Origin of the sequence: Amycolatopsis japonica, assembly GCF_000732925.1 — a bacterium.
Taxonomy (GTDB): domain Bacteria; phylum Actinomycetota; class Actinomycetes; order Mycobacteriales; family Pseudonocardiaceae; genus Amycolatopsis; species Amycolatopsis japonica.
Genome location: NZ_CP008953.1, coordinates 2,922,307 through 2,937,902 on the forward strand (window position 1 = coordinate 2,922,307; position 15,596 = coordinate 2,937,902).

The following is a 15,596-nucleotide window of genomic DNA, read 5'->3' on the forward strand; positions in this document are numbered from 1 at the left end:
TCAACCCTTCACCGCGCCGCCCATGACGGACACGAGTCGTCGTTGCACGAGGATGAAGAACACCAGCACCGGGATGGTCATCAGGGTCGAGCCCGCCATCACCGCGCCCCAGTCGGTGTCCTCCGGTTTGAAGAACACCAGGATCGCCAGCGGGAGCGTCTGGTTCTCGGTATTGGAGATGATGAACGTCTTCGCGAACAGGAAGTCGTTCCACGCGTGGATGAACGCCAGCACGCTGATCGCCACCAGCCCGGGCGCCACCAGCGGGAAGAGGATCTGCCAGGTGAACCGCATACGGCTCGCCCCGTCGATCTTCGAAGCCTCTTCCAGCTCCTGCGGCACCGCGGCGACGAAACCGCGCAGCATCCAGATCGCGAACGGCAGGCTGAACGCCAGGTGCACCAGGATCAGCGAGCCGAGATGGTTGGTGCCGAACGCCGGCGCGACGTCGCCGACCGACCGCATCAGGAAGAACAGCGGAATGGTCAGCGCCTCGACCGGCACCATCTGCGCCACCAGCACCATCACCAGCAGCACGGTCCGGCCCTTGAAGTTGAACCGCGTCAGCGCGACCGCCGAGAGGAACGAGAGCAGCAGCGACAACGCCACCACCACGACGGCCACGATCACGCTGTTCAGGAAGAACAGCGCGAAACCCTCACCGCTGAGCACCCGTTCGAAATGCTCCAGGGTCGGCGTGAGCGTCCAGGGCCGGGGGTTCTCCGCCTGGATCTGCCCGGTGGGCTTGAACGCCGAGAGCACCATCCAGTACACGGGGAACGCGACCATCCCGGCGATCACCACGCAGATGATCTCCGCGATCAGCCTGCCAGGGCGTTTGACCCGGCGGGTCTTCGGAGCCGTCGTCACACCCATCCGGCGCTCCGGCGTTGCGACCGGACGTACAACCCGGTGATGGACAGCAGCAGCAAGGTCATCACGACTCCGAGCGCCGCGCCGAGACCGTATTCCTGTCCGGCGAAGGCCTGTTGATAGGCGAAGACGTTGAGCACGAGGTTGCGCCCGGCCACGCCGCCGCCGTTGGTCATCACGTAGATCTGGGTGAAGATCTTGAAGTCCCAGATGATCGACTGGATCGTGGCGATGGTCAGCAGCGGCCGCACCATCGGCAGCGTGATCGACCACGTGGTGCGCCAGGTCGACGCGCCGTCGAGGTACGCGGCCTCGATGACCTCTTCCGGCACGCCCTTGAGCCCCGCGTACATCGTCACCATGACGAACGGGAACGAGCACCAGATGACCTCGGCGGCCACCAGCCCGAACGTGCTGTACGTGTCGAAGGTCCAGGAGTGGTTCGCCATCCCGGTGAACCCGAGGCCCGACAGCACCTCGTTCACCAGGCCGAAGTCCGCGTCGAACAGGAACAGCCAGACGTACGAGCCCGCCATGGCCGGCGTCGCCCACGCGGCCAGCGCCGCCAGGAACAGCGGAACACGCGCCCAGGCGCGGACCCGGGTCGCCAGCACGGCGAGCCCGGTCCCGAGGGCGAGACTGCCGACGACGCAGACCGCGGTGAACCCGAGGGTCTTGGCCAGCACCTCCCAGAACTGGAGGTTCTCCAGCAGTTCGACGTAGTTGCCGAAACCGAGGAACACCAGCGGCGCGTTGCCGACCGCCTGCGGCTGGCCGTAGTCGTAGAACGAGATCAGGACGAGCTGGTAGATCGGGTACACCAGCATCGCGAGCAGCAGGATGCCACCGGGCGCCAGGTAGAGCAGGGCGGCCCGCCCGTCCCGGCGACGGCGGGGCGACCGCCGTGCCGGGACGGCCGGAGCCGTGGTGCGGGGGATCTCCTTCGTGACCACTTAGCCGAACGCCTTGTTCATCTCGGCGGCCGCGGCGGTCAGCGCGGTGGCGGGATCCTTGCCGCCGGTCGCGATCTGCTGGATCGCGGTGGGCAGCACGTTCTGCGCGTCGATCTTCGACCACGCCGCGGTGGCGGGGACGAACTTCGTGCCCGCGGTGAGCGTGTCGACGAACGGCTTGACCGACGGGTCGCTCGCGGCGAGCTTCTGCTGGACACTGCCGAGCGTGGGCAGGTTGCCCATCGCGACGTACATCTTCTCCTGGTACTTCGCGCCACCGAGCAGTTCGGTGAACTCGACCGCGAGGCTCTTGCGCTTGGACGCGTTGAACACGCCGAGCAGGTTGCCGCCCGCGAACGCCGGGGCGATCTTGCCCGCCTCGGTACCCGGGAGCGGGATGATCGCGTACTTGCCCTTCACCTGACCGGCCTCGACGGCCTTGCGGTTGAAGTCACCGCCGATCGACATCCCGGCCTTGCCACCGGCGAACGCCGTGATGCTCTGCGTGCCGGTGAGGTTGGCGCACTGTTCGGGCGGGCAGATGTCCGCCTTGAGCAGGTTCGCGTACGCGGTCACGCCGGCCTTGGCCTGCTCCGAGTCCACAGTGGACTTCCACTTGCCGCCGTCCTGCTCGGCGATCTCGCCGCCGTGCGCCCACAGGAACGGCAGCATCGCGTAGGTGTACTTGCCGCCGACGGAGATGCCGTACAGCTCCGGCTTCTTGGCGCGGATCGTCTTCGCGGTCTCGGTCAGCTCCGCCAGCGTGGTCGGCGGCTTGAGACCGAGTTCGGCGAAGATGTCCGTCCGGTAGTACAACGCGCGGATGCCGGTGAACCAGGGGAGCCCGTAGGTCTTGCCGCCGGACTTCGCGGTCTCCAGTACCGCGGGCAGGATGTCGGCGCCTTCCTTCCATGACGACAGATCGCCGGTCAGGTCGGCCAGCGCGCCCGTGGCGGCGTAGCTGGAGACGTCCGTGTTGCCGAACTCGGCGACGTCCGGCGCGCTGGCCGGATCGTTGAAGGCGCCGGAGAACTTGTCGGCACGGCCTTCCACCGGAATCCACTGGACGTCGACCTCGACGCCCGAGTGCGCCGCCTTGAACTCGGCGATCGCCTCCTTGACGGCGGCCTCCTTGGGCGCGCGGTTGGCTTCGTCGAACAGCCAGACCCGGACGGTGCCGGTCTTCTCGTCACCGCCGCCCGCGGCCGGGGTGTTCTGGGCCGGCGCGCAGGCCGCGACGAGGCCGACCGCCGCGAGGCCCGCGATGAGGACGCGAGTTCTCATGGGTTTTCTCCTTATGCGAAAAAGACGGAATTGACTTGGGGGAGCGCCAGTTTCCCGGCCACGGCCCCCGGAAGCCCGGTGTCGGGATCGCGCGGCAGCCAGCTGAGCGTGCCGGACTTGTCGCACGAGACGTAGAACCAGCGCTCGGTCGGGTCGAGCGTGAGGTGGCGGGGGTAGATGCCCCCGACGGCCGTGTTGCGCAGCAGTTTCAAGGACTTCCCGTCGTCGCCGACGCCGAACGACGCGATCGTGTCCGAGCCGCGCACCGACGCGTAGACGAACCGGCCGTCCTTGGACGTGGTGATCTCGGCCGGATACTGCGAGCCGGGCGTGATCGGCGGAACGGCCGGGACGACCTGTCCGGCGGTGAGTTTCCCGGTGGCCGGGTCCCACGCCGCGACGGTGACCTGGGCTCGCAGCTCGCCGAGGATGTACGCGTATTTGCCGCCTGGGTGGAACGTCAGATGCCGGGGCCCGGCGCCGGACGGGAGCTTCAGCTGCTGGTTCAGCGTCAGTTTCCCGGTGGAGACGTCGAGTTTGTAGACGTAGACCGAATCCGCGCCGAGGTCGACCGCGAGCACCCACTTGCCGGTGGGGTCGTTGACCACCTGATGCGCGTGCGCGTCCCGCTCGGCGCCCTTGTGCTGTGCCAGATCGACGACGTCGCCGAGCTTTCCGCCCGCGAGGATCGGGAGGACGACGACACTGCCGCTGCTGTAGTTCGCGGCCAGCACGTACTTCTGGCTCGAGTGGACGCACAGATGGGTCGGGTGCTGTCCCTTGGCCGATTTCTTGTTGAGCAGCTTGGGTTTGGTCGGATCGGCCAGGCTGAACGCGGAGATCTGGCCGTTCTCGTCCTCATTGGTCACGTAGAGCGTCTTGCGGTCGGCGCTGATGTCGAACCAGGAAGCGTTGCTGACTCCCGGAATCGTCCGGTCGACGACCACGGCGTTCGTGGCCGCGTCCCGGTGAGCGACATCGAGCCCGTGCCCGGAACTGGTGTAGCTGCTGACGTAGATGGCCCCGGTTCCCTTCGGTCCGCAGGTTTGTTCGGAGGCGTTCGCGAGGTGGGAACCGAGAACGGTGGTGAGTCCAGCCGCTCCGACGGCGCCGAGGAACGTGCGTCGATCGAGTCCGGTCATCGTGATCTCTCCCAGCTGTCGGGTGGTTTAAACCACTGCCATGAGCAATGCTGCCACGCCGAAACCGGAAACGGAAAGGACGGTTTCCAATACGGTCCAGGTTTTCAGGGTCTGCGGCACGGTCATGTTGAAGTACCGCGAGATGATCCAGAAACCGCCGTCGTTCACGTGGGAGGCGATGATCGAACCCGCCGAGATCGCGACGACCAGCAGCGCGAGCTGCATTTGCGAGTAGCCCAGCGTCGCCACCGTCGGCGCGACGATACCGCTCGTGGTCACGATCGCGACCGTCGCCGAACCCTGTGCGATACGCATTCCGCAACTGATCACGTACGCCGCCAGGATGACCGGGAGACCGGCGTTGTCCAGCGAACCCGCGACGGCCTTGCCGATCCCGGTGGCGGACAGCACGGCGCCGAAGAACGCGCCCGCGCCGACCACCAGCAGGATCATCGCGACCGGGCGCAGCGACTTCGCCGAAAGCTCGCTCAAATCCTTGCCCGTCAAACCGCGGCGCAGCCCCAGCAGCCAGGACGCGAGCAGCACCGAGACCGTCAGCGCGACCGCAGGGGTGCCGATGAACGCGGCGACTCCGGCGGCGGGGGAGGCCTTGGGAAGCCAGATGCTGCCGAAGGTGCCGGCGAGGATCAGCACCAGCGGGACCGCGATGATCCCCAGCACCAGTCCGAGCGACGGCGGGTTCGTCTCCTTTTCGCCTTCTTCCTCCGCGACCAGGAATTCCGCGGGAACGGGCACGTCGATCCGCTTGCCGATCCAGGTCGAATACAGCACACCGCCGACGAGGAACGCGGGGATACCGCAGACCAGGCCCATCAGGATGATCCAGCCGAGTTCCACGTGCAGCAGACCGGCAGCGGCCACCGGACCGGGGTGCGGCGGGAGGAACGCGTGGGTGATGGAAAGCCCGGCGAGCAACGGCAACGCGTACAGCACGAGCGAACGGCCGCCCTGTTTGGCGGCGACGTAGACCAGCGGCGCCAGCACGAAGATGCCGATGTCGAAGAAGACCGGGATGCCGAAGACGAAACCCGCGAGACCCATCGCCAACGGCGCCCGCTTCTCACCGATGGCACGCAGCAGCGCACTGGTGAGCACCTTCGCCCCGCCCGAACGCTCCAAAATGGACCCGAGGATCGTGCCGAGCCCGATGATCGCGGCGATATGGCCGAGGATCCCGCCGAAACCCTTCTCCAGCAGGGAATCCGAGGCCTTCTGCGCGGAGCCGACGATCTGGACGACCGGCAGGCCCGCGGCCAGCGCGGTCAGCAGGCCGACCACGATCAGCGCGATGAAGGGCTCGAGCTTGACCTTGATGATGAGGAACAACAACACCGCGATCGAGACGGCGGCGAGGGTCAGGAGACCTCCCGTCGAATGTTGGAGCCAGTCGATCATCGGGCACTCCCGGGGTTCCGCAGTGAATGGCCGGCGAGGGCGCCGGTCGGTTGACCATCGTCGATGGCGGCGACACCGTTGACGAAGACATAGGGGATTCCGGCGGCTTGCTGCCGCGGCTCGTCGAACGTGGCGGTGTCGGCGACGGTTTCCGGGTCGAACAGCACGAGGTCCGCCGCGTATCCGGCGCGGACGAGCCCCCGATCGGTCAGGCGCAGGCGCTGTGCCGCGCGGCCGGTGAGGTGGGCGACGCATTCGGCGAGTTCGAGGACGCCGAGTTCGCGGACGTAGCGTGCGAGGTAACGCGGGAACGTGCCCCAGGCGCGGGGATGCGGCCGCGCGCCGACGAGCAGCCCGTCGCTGCCGCCGGTGTGCGTGCGATGCCGCATGATCGCCTGGACGTTCTCCTCGTGCCCGACGTGCATCAGGCAGGACGTCCCGAGCTTTTCCGAGAGCAGGACGTCGAAGTACAGCTCCGCGGCCGGTTTCCCGGCTCGCTGCGCCGAGGCGGCGACGGAATGCCCGACGAGGTGGGAGTTCTCGTCGCGGCGGACACCGTTGATCTCGATGGCCTCCCAGTCGATCGGGACCCCGTGTGCGCCGTCGGAGCCGGTCTCCTCGATCTCGGCGCGGATGCGCTCGCGGGTGTCCACATCGGACAATCGCGCCAGCGTGGCGTCAAGCCCGCCTTCGGTCGCCCAGCTCGGCAGCAGGGCCGAAAGGTAGGTGGCGCCGGGAAGGTAGGGATAGGTGTCGAGCGTGATGTCGCAGCCGTCATCGAGTGCCTCGTCGAGCAGCTCCAGCAGGTTCGACGCCTTGCCCTTGTTCACCGAGAAGTTCATGGTGGCGTGCGCAAGGTGAAGCGGGCAGCCCGAACGGCGGGAGACGTCGACCATCTCGCCGAACGCCTCCAGCGCGCCCTTGCCGTAGCTGCGGTGGTGCGGGCTGTAGAAGCCGCCGTTCTCCCCGACGACCCGGCACAGCTCGACCAGCTCTTCGGTGGTCGCGTACATGCCCGGTGTGTAGGTGAGTCCGGACGACATGCCCATCGCGCCTTCGGCCAGCCCGGTCGCGATGAGTTCCTTCATCGCGTTCATCTCGGCTTCGGTGGCGGGCCGGTCTTCCCAGCCGACGGTGAGCATGCGGACGGTGCCCTGCGGCACCAGGTAGGCCGCGTTGACCGCGACCCCGGCGTCGAGCCGGTCGAGGTACTCGCCGACGGAACGCCAGTTCCAGTCGAACCCGGCCGGATCGTCGTTCCAGCCGGCGAGCTGCTGGCGCAGCGCGGCGAGGACGTCGTCGTTCACCGGCGCGTAGGAGAGCCCGTCCTGTCCGAGGACCTCGGTCGTGACGCCCTGGGAGAGCTTCGCGAGGTGATCCGGATTGGCGAGCAACTGGAGGTCGGAATGCGAATGCATGTCGATGAACCCGGGCGCGAGCACGAGTCCTTCGGCGTCGATGGTGCGGCGGCCCGCGAGCGAGCCGGGTTCGGCGACACTGGCGATACGGCCGTCGGTGATGCCCACGTCGTGCCTGGTGAGCGGATCTCCGGTGCCGTCGGCGACCAGTGCCGAGCGGACGACGATGTCCATGGTGATTCTTCCTCTGCGGCGGTGGAGGACGGATCAGGGTTGGTTGGCGGAGCTGAAGATCGACCTGTACAGGTGACCGAACGTGTGAACCCGCTGTGTCGCTTCACGCGCGGGTTCACCAGTGAACTCAGAAGTGGGTGCGGACGAAATCGAGCACGGTCTCGCCGTCGGGGCCGACGACCGGGATCAGGGGCCACTTGTCGAAGACGGTGCAGGGATGGGACAGACCGAGGGCGACCCAGTCCCCGACCTCGACCGGTGACGACGCGGGCAGGGTGAGAAAGGCGTGCTGGTCGTTCATCTTCTGGATGGAGTGACCTTCGAGCGCGGACGGTGGCCCGTCGCCCTTGCGGATGAGGCGCGGTTCGGGCATGCCCTCGTCGAACGAGGCGTCCCGTTTGCCGATGGTGAGCAGCGCGAGTTCGTCCGTCGGCTTCGACGTCACCTGTGCCCAGGCGCGCAACGCGGAACGGAACGACGCGACGCCGCCGATACGCGGGTGTTCGCCCAGCGGCGAGATCACCCGGTAGAAGCCGTCGTCGTGGGTCACGTAGGCGCCGCTGCGCAGGATCGGCAGGACGTCCAGGCCGCCCCAGTCCTTGGTGAGCTCGTCGGCGACGCGGTCGAAGTACGCGCTGCCGCCGCCGGTGACGATGATCTGGCCGGCGTCGTCGAGCAGGCCCTTGGCGTGGAAGGCGAAGACGAGTTCGCGAAGACCGTCCACATAGGAGCTGATCAGCTGGAGCGACTTTTCGTCCGTGTGGTGGGAAAGCGCGCCTTCGTAGCCGCCGGATCCGCGCAGGCGGAGAGCCGGGCTCGCGTGCGCGGCCTCGGCGACGGCGAGCGCGGTCTCGGTGTCGCGGACACCGGTACGGCCGCCCTCCGCGCCGAGTTCGACGAGGACGTCGACCTTGCGGCGGGCCCCGCGCAGGGCTTCGGTCATGAGCTCGACACCGCGGACCGAGTCGACCCAGCAGACGAACTCGAAGTCGTCGTCGGCGTCCAGTTCGGCGGCCAGCCACTTCAGGCCGGAGGGGTCGAGCAGCTGGTTCGCCAGCAGGATGCGGGAAACGCCGAACGCGCGGTATATCCGCAGGTGGCCGGCGTTCGCGCAGGTGATACCCCACGAGCCGTGCTGCAGCTGCCGCTCGAACAGCTGCGGCGCCATCGTCGTCTTGCCGTGCGGGGCCAGCGCGACCCCGCGTTCGGCGCACCAGGCCGCCATCGTGCGGAGGTTGTGCTCGACGGCTTCTTCGTCGAGGACGACGAACGGGCCGAGGAAGCCGTCTTCGAACAGCTTCGCGCCGCGGGCGGCGGCCTCGCCGATCGTGAGACCGGACAGCGAGGGCGCGACCGAGCGGAAGCGCCAGTCGACGCGCTCCTCCTGGACGGCCGCGACCGCGGCGGAATCGATGGTGCCGGCTTGGAACATGAGGTTCACCTCGGTTGCGTATGTTGCAACGGACGTTGCGCATATTGCGTGGGATAGGTGTAGCATCCGGTCCGCTGGAGGTCAACGGCATGACGACTAGGAGACGTGAAGGTGACAAGCGCGCCCGACGTGTTGTGCATCGGGGAGTCGATGGCCTTGTTCGTGCCGGCCGAACCCGGGCCGCCCGACGAGGTACGTAAGTGGGTGCGAAGCATCGGAGGCGCCGAATCGAACGTCGCCTGTCATCTCCCGGCGCTGGGATTCACCAGCGCGTGGGTGAGCGCCGTCGGCGACGATCCGTTCGGCCGCGCGCTGGTGCGCGAGATCGGTGAGGCCGGGGTGGACGTGAGCGCGGTCGTGGTCGACCCGACGCGGCCGACCGGGCTGTACGTCAAGGAGAGCGGTGCGGACGGCAGTCCCGTTCGCTACTACCGGAAAGGCTCGGCCGCGTCCGGAATGGACGCCGGGCTCCTGGGGAAACTCGATCTCGACGGTGTCCGCGTGATCCACCTGTCCGGGATCACGCCCGCGCTGTCGGACGGCTGCCTCGACCTGGTGCGGGCGCTGATGGAACGACCGCGTGGGGACACGCTGGTGTCGTTCGACGTGAACTTCCGGCCCGCGCTGTGGACCGAGCGCGACCCGTCGGTGCTGGCCGGACTGGCCGCCCGCGCCGACATCGTGCTGGCGGGCGAGGACGAGGCCGAGCGGGTGTGGGGGACCGGTGACCCGGCACGGCTGCGTGCCGCGGTGCCGGGGCCGAAGACGCTGGTCGTGAAGCACGGGGCACGCGGGGTGACGTTGGTCGAGGGCGACGGGCCACCGCTGTTCTCACCCGCGCTCCAGGTCGACGTCGTGGAACCGGTCGGCGCCGGTGACGCCTTCGCGGCCGGATTCCTCGCCGCCACCCTGCGCGGCGACGACCCCGCGACCCGGCTGCGACGTGGCCATCTGCAGGCCGCGGCCACCCTGCTGACCCACGACGACGTGGGCACGCCGCTGCCCGGGTCCGTCGTCGAAGCGCTCCTCGGCGCGGATGAGGCAGCATGGGCGGCGGCCAAGCTGACGGACAAGGGAGTGGTGGGCGGATGAGCCAGAGCCTGGACAGGGCGCTCACGCTGCTGGGCGGCCTCGCCCGCGAGCCGAAGACACTCGACCAGCTCGCCGAGGAGATCGGCGTGCACAAGTCGACCGTGCTGCGGCTGCTGCGCACCCTGGAGGCACATCACTTCGTGCGCCGCGAAGGCCAGCGGTACTACCGGCTGGGCAGCGCGCTCTTCGACCTCGCGCAGCAGGCGCTGGAGGATCGCGACGTCCGCCGCACCGCGCAATCGGCGCTCGCCGGGCTCAACGCGCGCACCGGCCACACCGTGCACCTCGCCTCCTATGAGGACGGAGAGGTCGTCTACATCGACAAGTTCGAGGGCAGGCATTCGGTGCGGATGTACTCCCGCATCGGGAAACGCGCGCCGCTGCACTGCACCGCGGTCGGCAAGGTGCTGGTCGCGGCGATGACGCCGGAGAAGCAGGCGGACGTGGTGTCGAGGATCGACTTCTTCGTCCGCACGCCGAACACGATCACCACGCCCGAGGCCTACGAGAAGGAGCTCGCGCTCGTCGCGGACCGTGGCTACGCGGTGGACAACGCCGAGCACGAGGACTTCATCCACTGCGTCGCCGCGCCTGTCCGCGGTCCGGGCGGCGTGGTGCTCGCGGCGGCGTCGGTGTCGGTGCCGAAGGTGCTGCTCGACTACGACGGCCTGATGGCACTCGTGCCCGAGCTGGTCGCCGCCACCGAAGAAGCTTCCGTCCACAGTGGATGGACGGGGAATCGAAAGGGGAAGTTGGAATGAGCAAGACCGCGATCAGCACGGAGAACGCGCCGAAGCCGGTGGCCGCGTTCTCGCAGGCGGTCCGCAAGGGCAACATCCTGCAGGTGGCCGGCCAGGTCGCCTTCGACCCGGCCACCGGCGCCATCGTCGGCGAGACCGTCGGCGAGCAGACCGAGCAGACCTTCAAGAACATCGAAGCGGTGCTCGAGGCCGCCGGTTCTAGCCTGGCCGACGCGCTGATGGTGCGTGTCTACCTGACCGACGTCGACCACTTCGGCGCGTTCAACGAGGTCTACAACAAGCTGATCGGCGAGGCGCCGCACCCGGCCCGCACCACCGTTTACGTCGGCCTGCCCGCCGGCCTGCTGGTGGAGATCGACGTCCTGGCCGTGACGGACTGACCCTCGCGCGTGCCATGAAAGGTCCTTTCCTTGCAAAATTCGCAAGGAAAGGACCTTTCCTCGCATCGGTCAGAGGACGCTCGTGTACCCGTTGAGGGCCGGCTGCCCACCAAGGTGCGCGAAGAGCACGTTCGAATCCCGCGAGATCTCGCCGCGGGAAACGAGGTCGATCAGCCCCGCCATGGACTTGCCCTCGTACACCGGATCGGTGAGCACCCCCTCCAGCCGCGCCAGCGTCCGGATCGCGTCCAAAGTGGACTCGTCCGGGATGCCGTAGATCCCGGCGTGATAGCGCTCGTCCAGTTCGACTTCGCGGATCTCGCCCGCGCCGATGAGCTCCGCGGTCGCCCGCGCGATACGGGTGATCTGGTCGCGCGTCTCCGCCGGTTTCGCCGAGCCGTCGATGCCGAGGATCCGTCGCGGCTTCCCGGAAAGCGCGGCACCGGCGACCATCCCCGCCTGCGTGCTGCCGGTGACCGAGCAGACGACCACAGTGTCGAAGAAGACGCCGAGTTCGGCCTCCTGCGCTTCGAGCTCGACGATCCAGTTCGCGAAGCCGAGCCCGCCGAGCCGGTGGTCCGAACCGCCCGCAGGGATCGCGTACGGCTTCCCGCCGTCGGCCTCGATCTCCTTGACCGCGTTCTCCCAGCTCTCCTTGAACCCGACGCCGAACCCGGCCTCGACCATCCGGATGTCCGCCCCGAGGATGCGCGAGAGCTGGATGTTGCCGACCTTGTCGTACATCGGATCGGTCCAATCGACCCAGCTCTCCTGCACCAGCACGGCCTTGAGCCCGGCGCGCGCGGCGGCCGCGGCGACCTGGCGGGTGTGGTTCGACTGCACGCCGCCGATCGAGATCAGCGTGTCCGCGCCCTGGGCCAGCGCGTCGGCGACCAGGTATTCGAGCTTCCGTGTCTTGTTGCCGCCGAAAGCGATCCCTGAGTTGACGTCCTCGCGTTTCGCCCAGACCTGCGCGCCGCCGAGATGAGCGGTGAGCCGTTCGAGCGGGTGGACGGGGGAGGGGCCGAGCAGCAGCGGATAGCGGGGGAAGTCGGCGAGGGTCATGGCGTCTCCAGGAGGTCTTCGAGCTCGGTCCAGATGGTGGCGGTGATCGCGCAGGCCACGTCGACGTCGCCTGCTTCGATGGCGTCGGCCAGCTCCGCGTGGCGCTGGATCGACCGGTGGGCGGGCAGGGAGCCGAAGCGCGCGTATTCGAGACGTCGCAACAGCGGGGTGTAGCGGGCCAGCGTCGCGGCGATCGCCCGGTTGCGGGCGGCGGCCACCGGGACGTCGTGGAGTTCGTCGTCGGCGGCGATCGCGGCCGCGATGTCCCCGGAGGCGATCGCGTCGGCGAACCGGGCGTTGGCCGCCCGCATCGCGGCGACCTCCGCCGGTCCCATCCGCGGCGCGCCCGCCCGGACGGCGAACTCGTGCAGCGCGCGCACGAGCTGCAGAGCGTCACGGACGTCGTCGGGGACGAACCCCGCCACCCGTGTGTAGCTCTGGGGCTTCGACTCGACGAGACCGTCCTCGATCAGCCGCAGCAGGGCCTGGCGCACCGGCGCCCGGGAAAGCCCCAGCTGCTCGGCGAGGTCGGCGTCGCGCAGGTTCGTGCCCGGTGGCAGCGTCCCGTCGATGATCGCCCGCCGGATGCTCTCGTAAGCCTCGTCCCTGAGGAGGGACCTCGGTACCTTCGCTAACCCACTCACATCTGAAATGTTAGTCGCTCGGCGCGTGTCCGGGAAAGAGGCTGATGCAAGGAACGGTCCTTTCCTTGCGAAATTCGCAAGGAAAGGACCGTTCATGGCGCGCCGGAGGGGATCGGGAGGGGCTAGTAGACCGGTCCCGTGTACTTCTCGCCCGGGCCCTGCCCAGGCGCGTCCGGCACGGCCGAAGCCTCGCGGAACGCCTTCTGCAGCGACTGCAGGCCGTCGCGCAACGGGCCGGCGTGCAGGCCGAGGTACTCTGCCGAAGCGGTGACCAGCCCGGCGAGGGCGGTGATCAGGCGACGGGCTTCGTCGAGGTCGCGGTGCGGTGAGCTGGCCGGGTCCTCGTCCGCGAGGCCGAGACGTTCGGCGCCGGCGGAGAGCAGCATGACGGCCGCCCTGCTGATCACCTCGACGCTCGGGATGTCCTCCAGGTCGCGGACGTCCGGGGAATACGGGGGTTGCTGAACGGGTTCATCTGACACGTCTGGTACCCTTCCACGAGCGACCAGCCTCCGAGCGATCGGGGGCGGCAAGTGGAGCCCCGCTCCCACCCGTGTCACCGCCGCAACATCAGGTGTCCGGGTCCGGTCTCGCCAAAGACGATTTCGGGCGTCGGAGGCGGTGCGTTCGGTTCTGGAGACTGAACGCGATCGGAATGAGTGGGCCTCGCGTACCTCACGGTACCGGGGCCTTCGGCATGTGGGCACCAGGTCGAAACGGTAGAAGAATTTACCTCGGACCAAGGAGGCCCCATCAGCTCCGAGACACGCATCAACGACCGAATCCGGGTTCCGGAGGTCCGCCTCGTCGGACCTGCCGGTGAACAGGTCGGCATCGTCCGGATCGAAGATGCGCTGCGGCTGGCACAGGAGAACGATCTCGATCTCGTCGAGGTCGCTCCGCAGGCACGCCCGCCCGTATGCAAGCTCATGGACTTCGGCAAGTTCAAGTACGAGAGCGCGCAGAAGGCCCGCGAGTCCCGCCGCAACCAGCAGCTCACCGTCATCAAAGAGCAGAAGCTGCGGCCGAAGATCGATCAGCACGACTACGAGACCAAGAAGGGTCACGTGTCGCGCTTCCTGGCGGCAGGCAACAAGGTCAAGGTCACGATCATGTTCCGCGGTCGCGAGCAGTCCCGGCCGGAACTCGGTTTCCGGCTGCTGCAGAAGCTCGCCGACGAGGTGACCGAGCTCGGGTTCGTCGAGTCGTCGCCGAAGCAGGACGGTCGCAACATGATCATGGTGTTGGCTCCGCACAAGAACGTGAAGCCGCAGAAGGCCGCGAAGGCAGCCAAGGACGAGTCGTCCGAGCCGCCCGCCGACGCGTAGCGCCGACCAGCACATGTCAGCGGCACACCGGGGAAAACCGGTGTGCCGCCGCACGAAAGAGGACAACGTAATGCCGAAGATGAAGACGCACAGCGGGACGTCCAAGCGTGTCCGCGTCACGGGCTCGGGCAAGCTGCGCCGCCAGAAGGCCGGCCGTCGCCACCTGATGGAGAAGAAGTCCAACAGGCTCACCCGTCGCCTCGAAGGCACGACCGAGATCGCCAAGAACGACGTCGGCCGCGTCAAGCGCCTTCTCGGCCGCTGACACCCCCGCACTTGTAAACCCCGGGCGCGCCCGCCGCGCCCCCAGATCGACAGGATGGACCAGTGGCACGCGTCAAGAGGGCGGTCAACGCCCAGAAGAAGCGTCGCGCGACTCTCGAGCTCGCCAGCGGCTACCGCGGCCAGCGTTCGCGGCTGTACCGCAAGGCGAAGGAGCAGACGCTTCACTCGCTGAACTACGCCTACCGGGACCGTCGTGCCCGCAAGGGTGACTTCCGCCAGCTGTGGATCACCCGTATCAACGCCGCGGCCCGCGCCAACGGCGTGACCTACAACCGGTTCATCCAGGGCCTCAAGGCCGCGGGTGTCGAGGTCGACCGCAAGATCCTCGCGGATCTCGCCGTCAACGACGCCGCCGCGTTCACCGCGCTGGCCGAGCTGGCCAAGGCGAACGTGAACACCGAAGAGAAGAAGTCGGCCTGACCGGCTACAGCGCTCATCCGCAACCCGGGGCGGCTCCGTTCACCGAACGGACGCCCCGGGTTGTTGCTGCGCGCAAGCTCACCCGCCGGGCCGAGCGTGAGAAGACCGGCCGGTTCCTCGCCGAGGGCGCGAACGCCGTCGAGGCCGCGCTCGAAAACGGCGGCAAGGTGTACGAACTGTTCGTGACCGAACGCGCCGCCGCGCAGCACGAGCGGCTGCTCACCGTCGCGCGCGAGGCCGGCGTCCCCGTCTCGCCCATCACCGATCGCGCCGCCGACGGGTTGTCCGAGACCGTGACACCGCAAGGCATCGTCGCGGTCTGCGCGCTCGTCGACCGTCCACAGGAGACCGTCCTGAAGCCGGGCGCGAAGCTCGTGGTCGTCCTCGTCGACGTCGCCGACCCCGGCAACGCGGGGACCGTGATCCGGGTCGCGGACGCCGCCGGCGCCGACGCGGTCGTCCTCGCCGGGGACAGCGTCGACCCGCACAACGGCAAATGCGTGCGCGCGGCCGCCGGCAGCCTGTTCCACCCCGCCATCACCCGGATCCGGGACGTCGACGCGGCCTTGAAGGCCTGCTCCGCCGCCGGACTCCGCACCCTCGGCGCACACGGTTACGCCGACACCGAACTCGATCAGGTGGCCTTCGACGAGCCCACGGCGTGGGTGTTCGGCAACGAGGCACACGGCCTGCCGCGAGAGGTCCTGGAAACGGTCGACCTCGCGGTCAAGATCCCGATGTACGGCAAGGCGGAGAGCCTGAACCTCGCGACGGCCGCCGCCATCTGCGTGTACACAAATGCGATGGCTTCCCGGGCCGATGCCACGTAGAGTCGCGGGCATCACGCCGTCGCACCACGACACCAAGGGAGCTCTCATGGAACGCAGTGTTCGTTCCAGCACCTTGTTTACGGCGTAGAGCGCGTTTTT

General features: G+C 68.2%; 17 protein-coding genes. 7 read left to right on the plus strand and 10 right to left on the minus strand.

Translation table 11 applies throughout. The features are described 5' to 3' along the window. The 7 genes from AJAP_RS13915 to AJAP_RS13945 all read right to left on the minus strand — a co-directional run bounded on the left by AJAP_RS13915 (nucleotide 1) and on the right by AJAP_RS13945 (nucleotide 8,692). Nucleotides 1-876, minus strand: a complete 876-nt coding sequence (locus AJAP_RS13915; RefSeq protein WP_038511456.1) for a carbohydrate ABC transporter permease — start codon at nucleotides 874-876, stop codon at nucleotides 1-3. Further along, complete coding sequence (locus AJAP_RS13920; protein WP_037345611.1) at nucleotides 867-1,826, minus strand: carbohydrate ABC transporter permease; 960 nt, start codon at nucleotides 1,824-1,826, stop codon at nucleotides 867-869. Before AJAP_RS13920 ends, AJAP_RS13915 begins: the two co-directional genes overlap by 10 nt. Continuing rightward, nucleotides 1,827-3,110 carry an extracellular solute-binding protein gene (locus AJAP_RS13925; RefSeq protein WP_038511458.1) on the minus strand — a complete coding sequence of 428 codons (1,284 nt, stop codon included), beginning with the start codon at nucleotides 3,108-3,110 and terminating at the stop codon, nucleotides 1,827-1,829. 11 nt (nucleotides 3,111-3,121) lie between these two features. After that, on the minus strand, nucleotides 3,122-4,252 hold the full coding sequence (locus AJAP_RS13930; RefSeq protein ID WP_038511461.1) for a lactonase family protein: 1,131 nt from the start codon (nucleotides 4,250-4,252) through the stop codon (nucleotides 3,122-3,124). A 27-nt stretch (nucleotides 4,253-4,279) separates the two neighbouring features. Then, a complete protein-coding gene (locus AJAP_RS13935; protein WP_038511464.1) occupies nucleotides 4,280-5,668 on the minus strand; it encodes a GntP family permease in 1,389 nt (462 codons plus the stop codon). Further along, a complete protein-coding gene (locus AJAP_RS13940; protein ID WP_038511467.1) occupies nucleotides 5,665-7,260 on the minus strand; it encodes an N-acyl-D-amino-acid deacylase family protein in 1,596 nt (531 codons plus the stop codon). Before AJAP_RS13940 ends, AJAP_RS13935 begins: the two co-directional genes overlap by 4 nt. Nucleotides 7,261-7,387: 127 nt before the next feature. After that, nucleotides 7,388-8,692 carry an amino acid deaminase gene (locus AJAP_RS13945; protein ID WP_038511469.1) on the minus strand — a complete coding sequence of 435 codons (1,305 nt, stop codon included), beginning with the start codon at nucleotides 8,690-8,692 and terminating at the stop codon, nucleotides 7,388-7,390. A 150-nt stretch (nucleotides 8,693-8,842) separates the two neighbouring features. Between AJAP_RS13945 and AJAP_RS13950 the strand changes: the two genes are divergently transcribed. Genes AJAP_RS13950 through AJAP_RS13960 form a run of 3 tightly spaced genes read left to right on the plus strand, consistent with a single transcriptional unit; the run spans nucleotide 8,843 to nucleotide 10,925 of the window. Beyond that, entirely contained in the window at nucleotides 8,843-9,784 is a 942-nt protein-coding gene (locus AJAP_RS13950) for a sugar kinase (protein ID WP_378415062.1), read from the plus strand. Then, on the plus strand, nucleotides 9,781-10,545 hold the full coding sequence (locus AJAP_RS13955) for an IclR family transcriptional regulator (RefSeq protein ID WP_037345627.1): 765 nt from the start codon (nucleotides 9,781-9,783) through the stop codon (nucleotides 10,543-10,545). The genes AJAP_RS13950 and AJAP_RS13955 overlap by 4 nt, the downstream gene beginning before the upstream one ends. Beyond that, entirely contained in the window at nucleotides 10,542-10,925 is a 384-nt protein-coding gene (locus AJAP_RS13960) for a RidA family protein (protein WP_007028047.1), read from the plus strand. Before AJAP_RS13955 ends, AJAP_RS13960 begins: the two co-directional genes overlap by 4 nt. A gap of 69 nt (nucleotides 10,926-10,994) precedes the next feature. Here AJAP_RS13960 and AJAP_RS13965 read toward each other — a convergent pair whose 3' ends face one another. From AJAP_RS13965 to AJAP_RS13975, 3 genes are all read right to left on the minus strand, one after another. Then, nucleotides 10,995-11,990: a 1-aminocyclopropane-1-carboxylate deaminase gene (locus AJAP_RS13965; RefSeq protein ID WP_038511472.1), complete on the minus strand. Its 996-nt coding sequence runs from the start codon at nucleotides 11,988-11,990 to the stop codon at nucleotides 10,995-10,997. After that, nucleotides 11,987-12,634 carry a GntR family transcriptional regulator gene (locus AJAP_RS13970; protein WP_038511474.1) on the minus strand — a complete coding sequence of 216 codons (648 nt, stop codon included), beginning with the start codon at nucleotides 12,632-12,634 and terminating at the stop codon, nucleotides 11,987-11,989. The genes AJAP_RS13965 and AJAP_RS13970 overlap by 4 nt, the downstream gene beginning before the upstream one ends. Nucleotides 12,635-12,756: 122 nt before the next feature. Further along, nucleotides 12,757-13,116, minus strand: a complete 360-nt coding sequence (locus AJAP_RS13975) for a DUF1844 domain-containing protein (RefSeq protein WP_005163289.1) — start codon at nucleotides 13,114-13,116, stop codon at nucleotides 12,757-12,759. 270 nt (nucleotides 13,117-13,386) lie between these two features. Between AJAP_RS13975 and infC the strand changes: the two genes are divergently transcribed. The 4 genes from infC (at nucleotide 13,387) to AJAP_RS13995 (ending at nucleotide 15,497) form a co-directional block, all read left to right on the plus strand. Further along, complete coding sequence (gene infC / locus AJAP_RS13980; protein ID WP_051071860.1) at nucleotides 13,387-13,962, plus strand: translation initiation factor IF-3; 576 nt, start codon at nucleotides 13,387-13,389, stop codon at nucleotides 13,960-13,962. 70 nt (nucleotides 13,963-14,032) lie between these two features. Next, on the plus strand, nucleotides 14,033-14,227 hold the full coding sequence (rpmI, locus tag AJAP_RS13985) for a 50S ribosomal protein L35 (protein ID WP_007028043.1): 195 nt from the start codon (nucleotides 14,033-14,035) through the stop codon (nucleotides 14,225-14,227). Nucleotides 14,228-14,289: 62 nt separating this feature from the next. Further along, nucleotides 14,290-14,667: a 50S ribosomal protein L20 gene (gene rplT / locus AJAP_RS13990; protein WP_005163284.1), complete on the plus strand. Its 378-nt coding sequence runs from the start codon at nucleotides 14,290-14,292 to the stop codon at nucleotides 14,665-14,667. After that, nucleotides 14,664-15,497 (plus strand): TrmH family RNA methyltransferase, encoded by an 834-nt coding sequence (locus AJAP_RS13995; RefSeq protein ID WP_084098630.1) that lies wholly within the window; start codon nucleotides 14,664-14,666, stop codon nucleotides 15,495-15,497. The genes rplT and AJAP_RS13995 overlap by 4 nt, the downstream gene beginning before the upstream one ends. Nucleotides 15,498-15,596 lie beyond the last annotated feature (99 nt).

Coding starts and splice junctions, on each gene's coding strand:
- AJAP_RS13945 (WP_038511469.1), bottom strand. CDS start 8,692: ATGTTCCAAGCCGGCACCATCGATTCCGCCGCGGTCGCGGCCGTCCAG.
- AJAP_RS13930 (WP_038511461.1), bottom strand. CDS start 4,252: ATGACCGGACTCGATCGACGCACGTTCCTCGGCGCCGTCGGAGCGGCT.
- AJAP_RS13935 (WP_038511464.1), bottom strand. CDS start 5,668: ATGATCGACTGGCTCCAACATTCGACGGGAGGTCTCCTGACCCTCGCC.
- AJAP_RS13950 (WP_378415062.1), top strand. CDS start 8,843: ATGGCCTTGTTCGTGCCGGCCGAACCCGGGCCGCCCGACGAGGTACGT.
- AJAP_RS13965 (WP_038511472.1), bottom strand. CDS start 11,990: ATGACCCTCGCCGACTTCCCCCGCTATCCGCTGCTGCTCGGCCCCTCC.
- AJAP_RS13940 (WP_038511467.1), bottom strand. CDS start 7,260: ATGGACATCGTCGTCCGCTCGGCACTGGTCGCCGACGGCACCGGAGAT.
- AJAP_RS13960 (WP_007028047.1), top strand. CDS start 10,542: ATGAGCAAGACCGCGATCAGCACGGAGAACGCGCCGAAGCCGGTGGCC.
- rpmI (WP_007028043.1), top strand. CDS start 14,033: ATGCCGAAGATGAAGACGCACAGCGGGACGTCCAAGCGTGTCCGCGTC.
- AJAP_RS13915 (WP_038511456.1), bottom strand. CDS start 876: ATGGGTGTGACGACGGCTCCGAAGACCCGCCGGGTCAAACGCCCTGGC.
- AJAP_RS13925 (WP_038511458.1), bottom strand. CDS start 3,110: ATGAGAACTCGCGTCCTCATCGCGGGCCTCGCGGCGGTCGGCCTCGTC.
- AJAP_RS13955 (WP_037345627.1), top strand. CDS start 9,781: ATGAGCCAGAGCCTGGACAGGGCGCTCACGCTGCTGGGCGGCCTCGCC.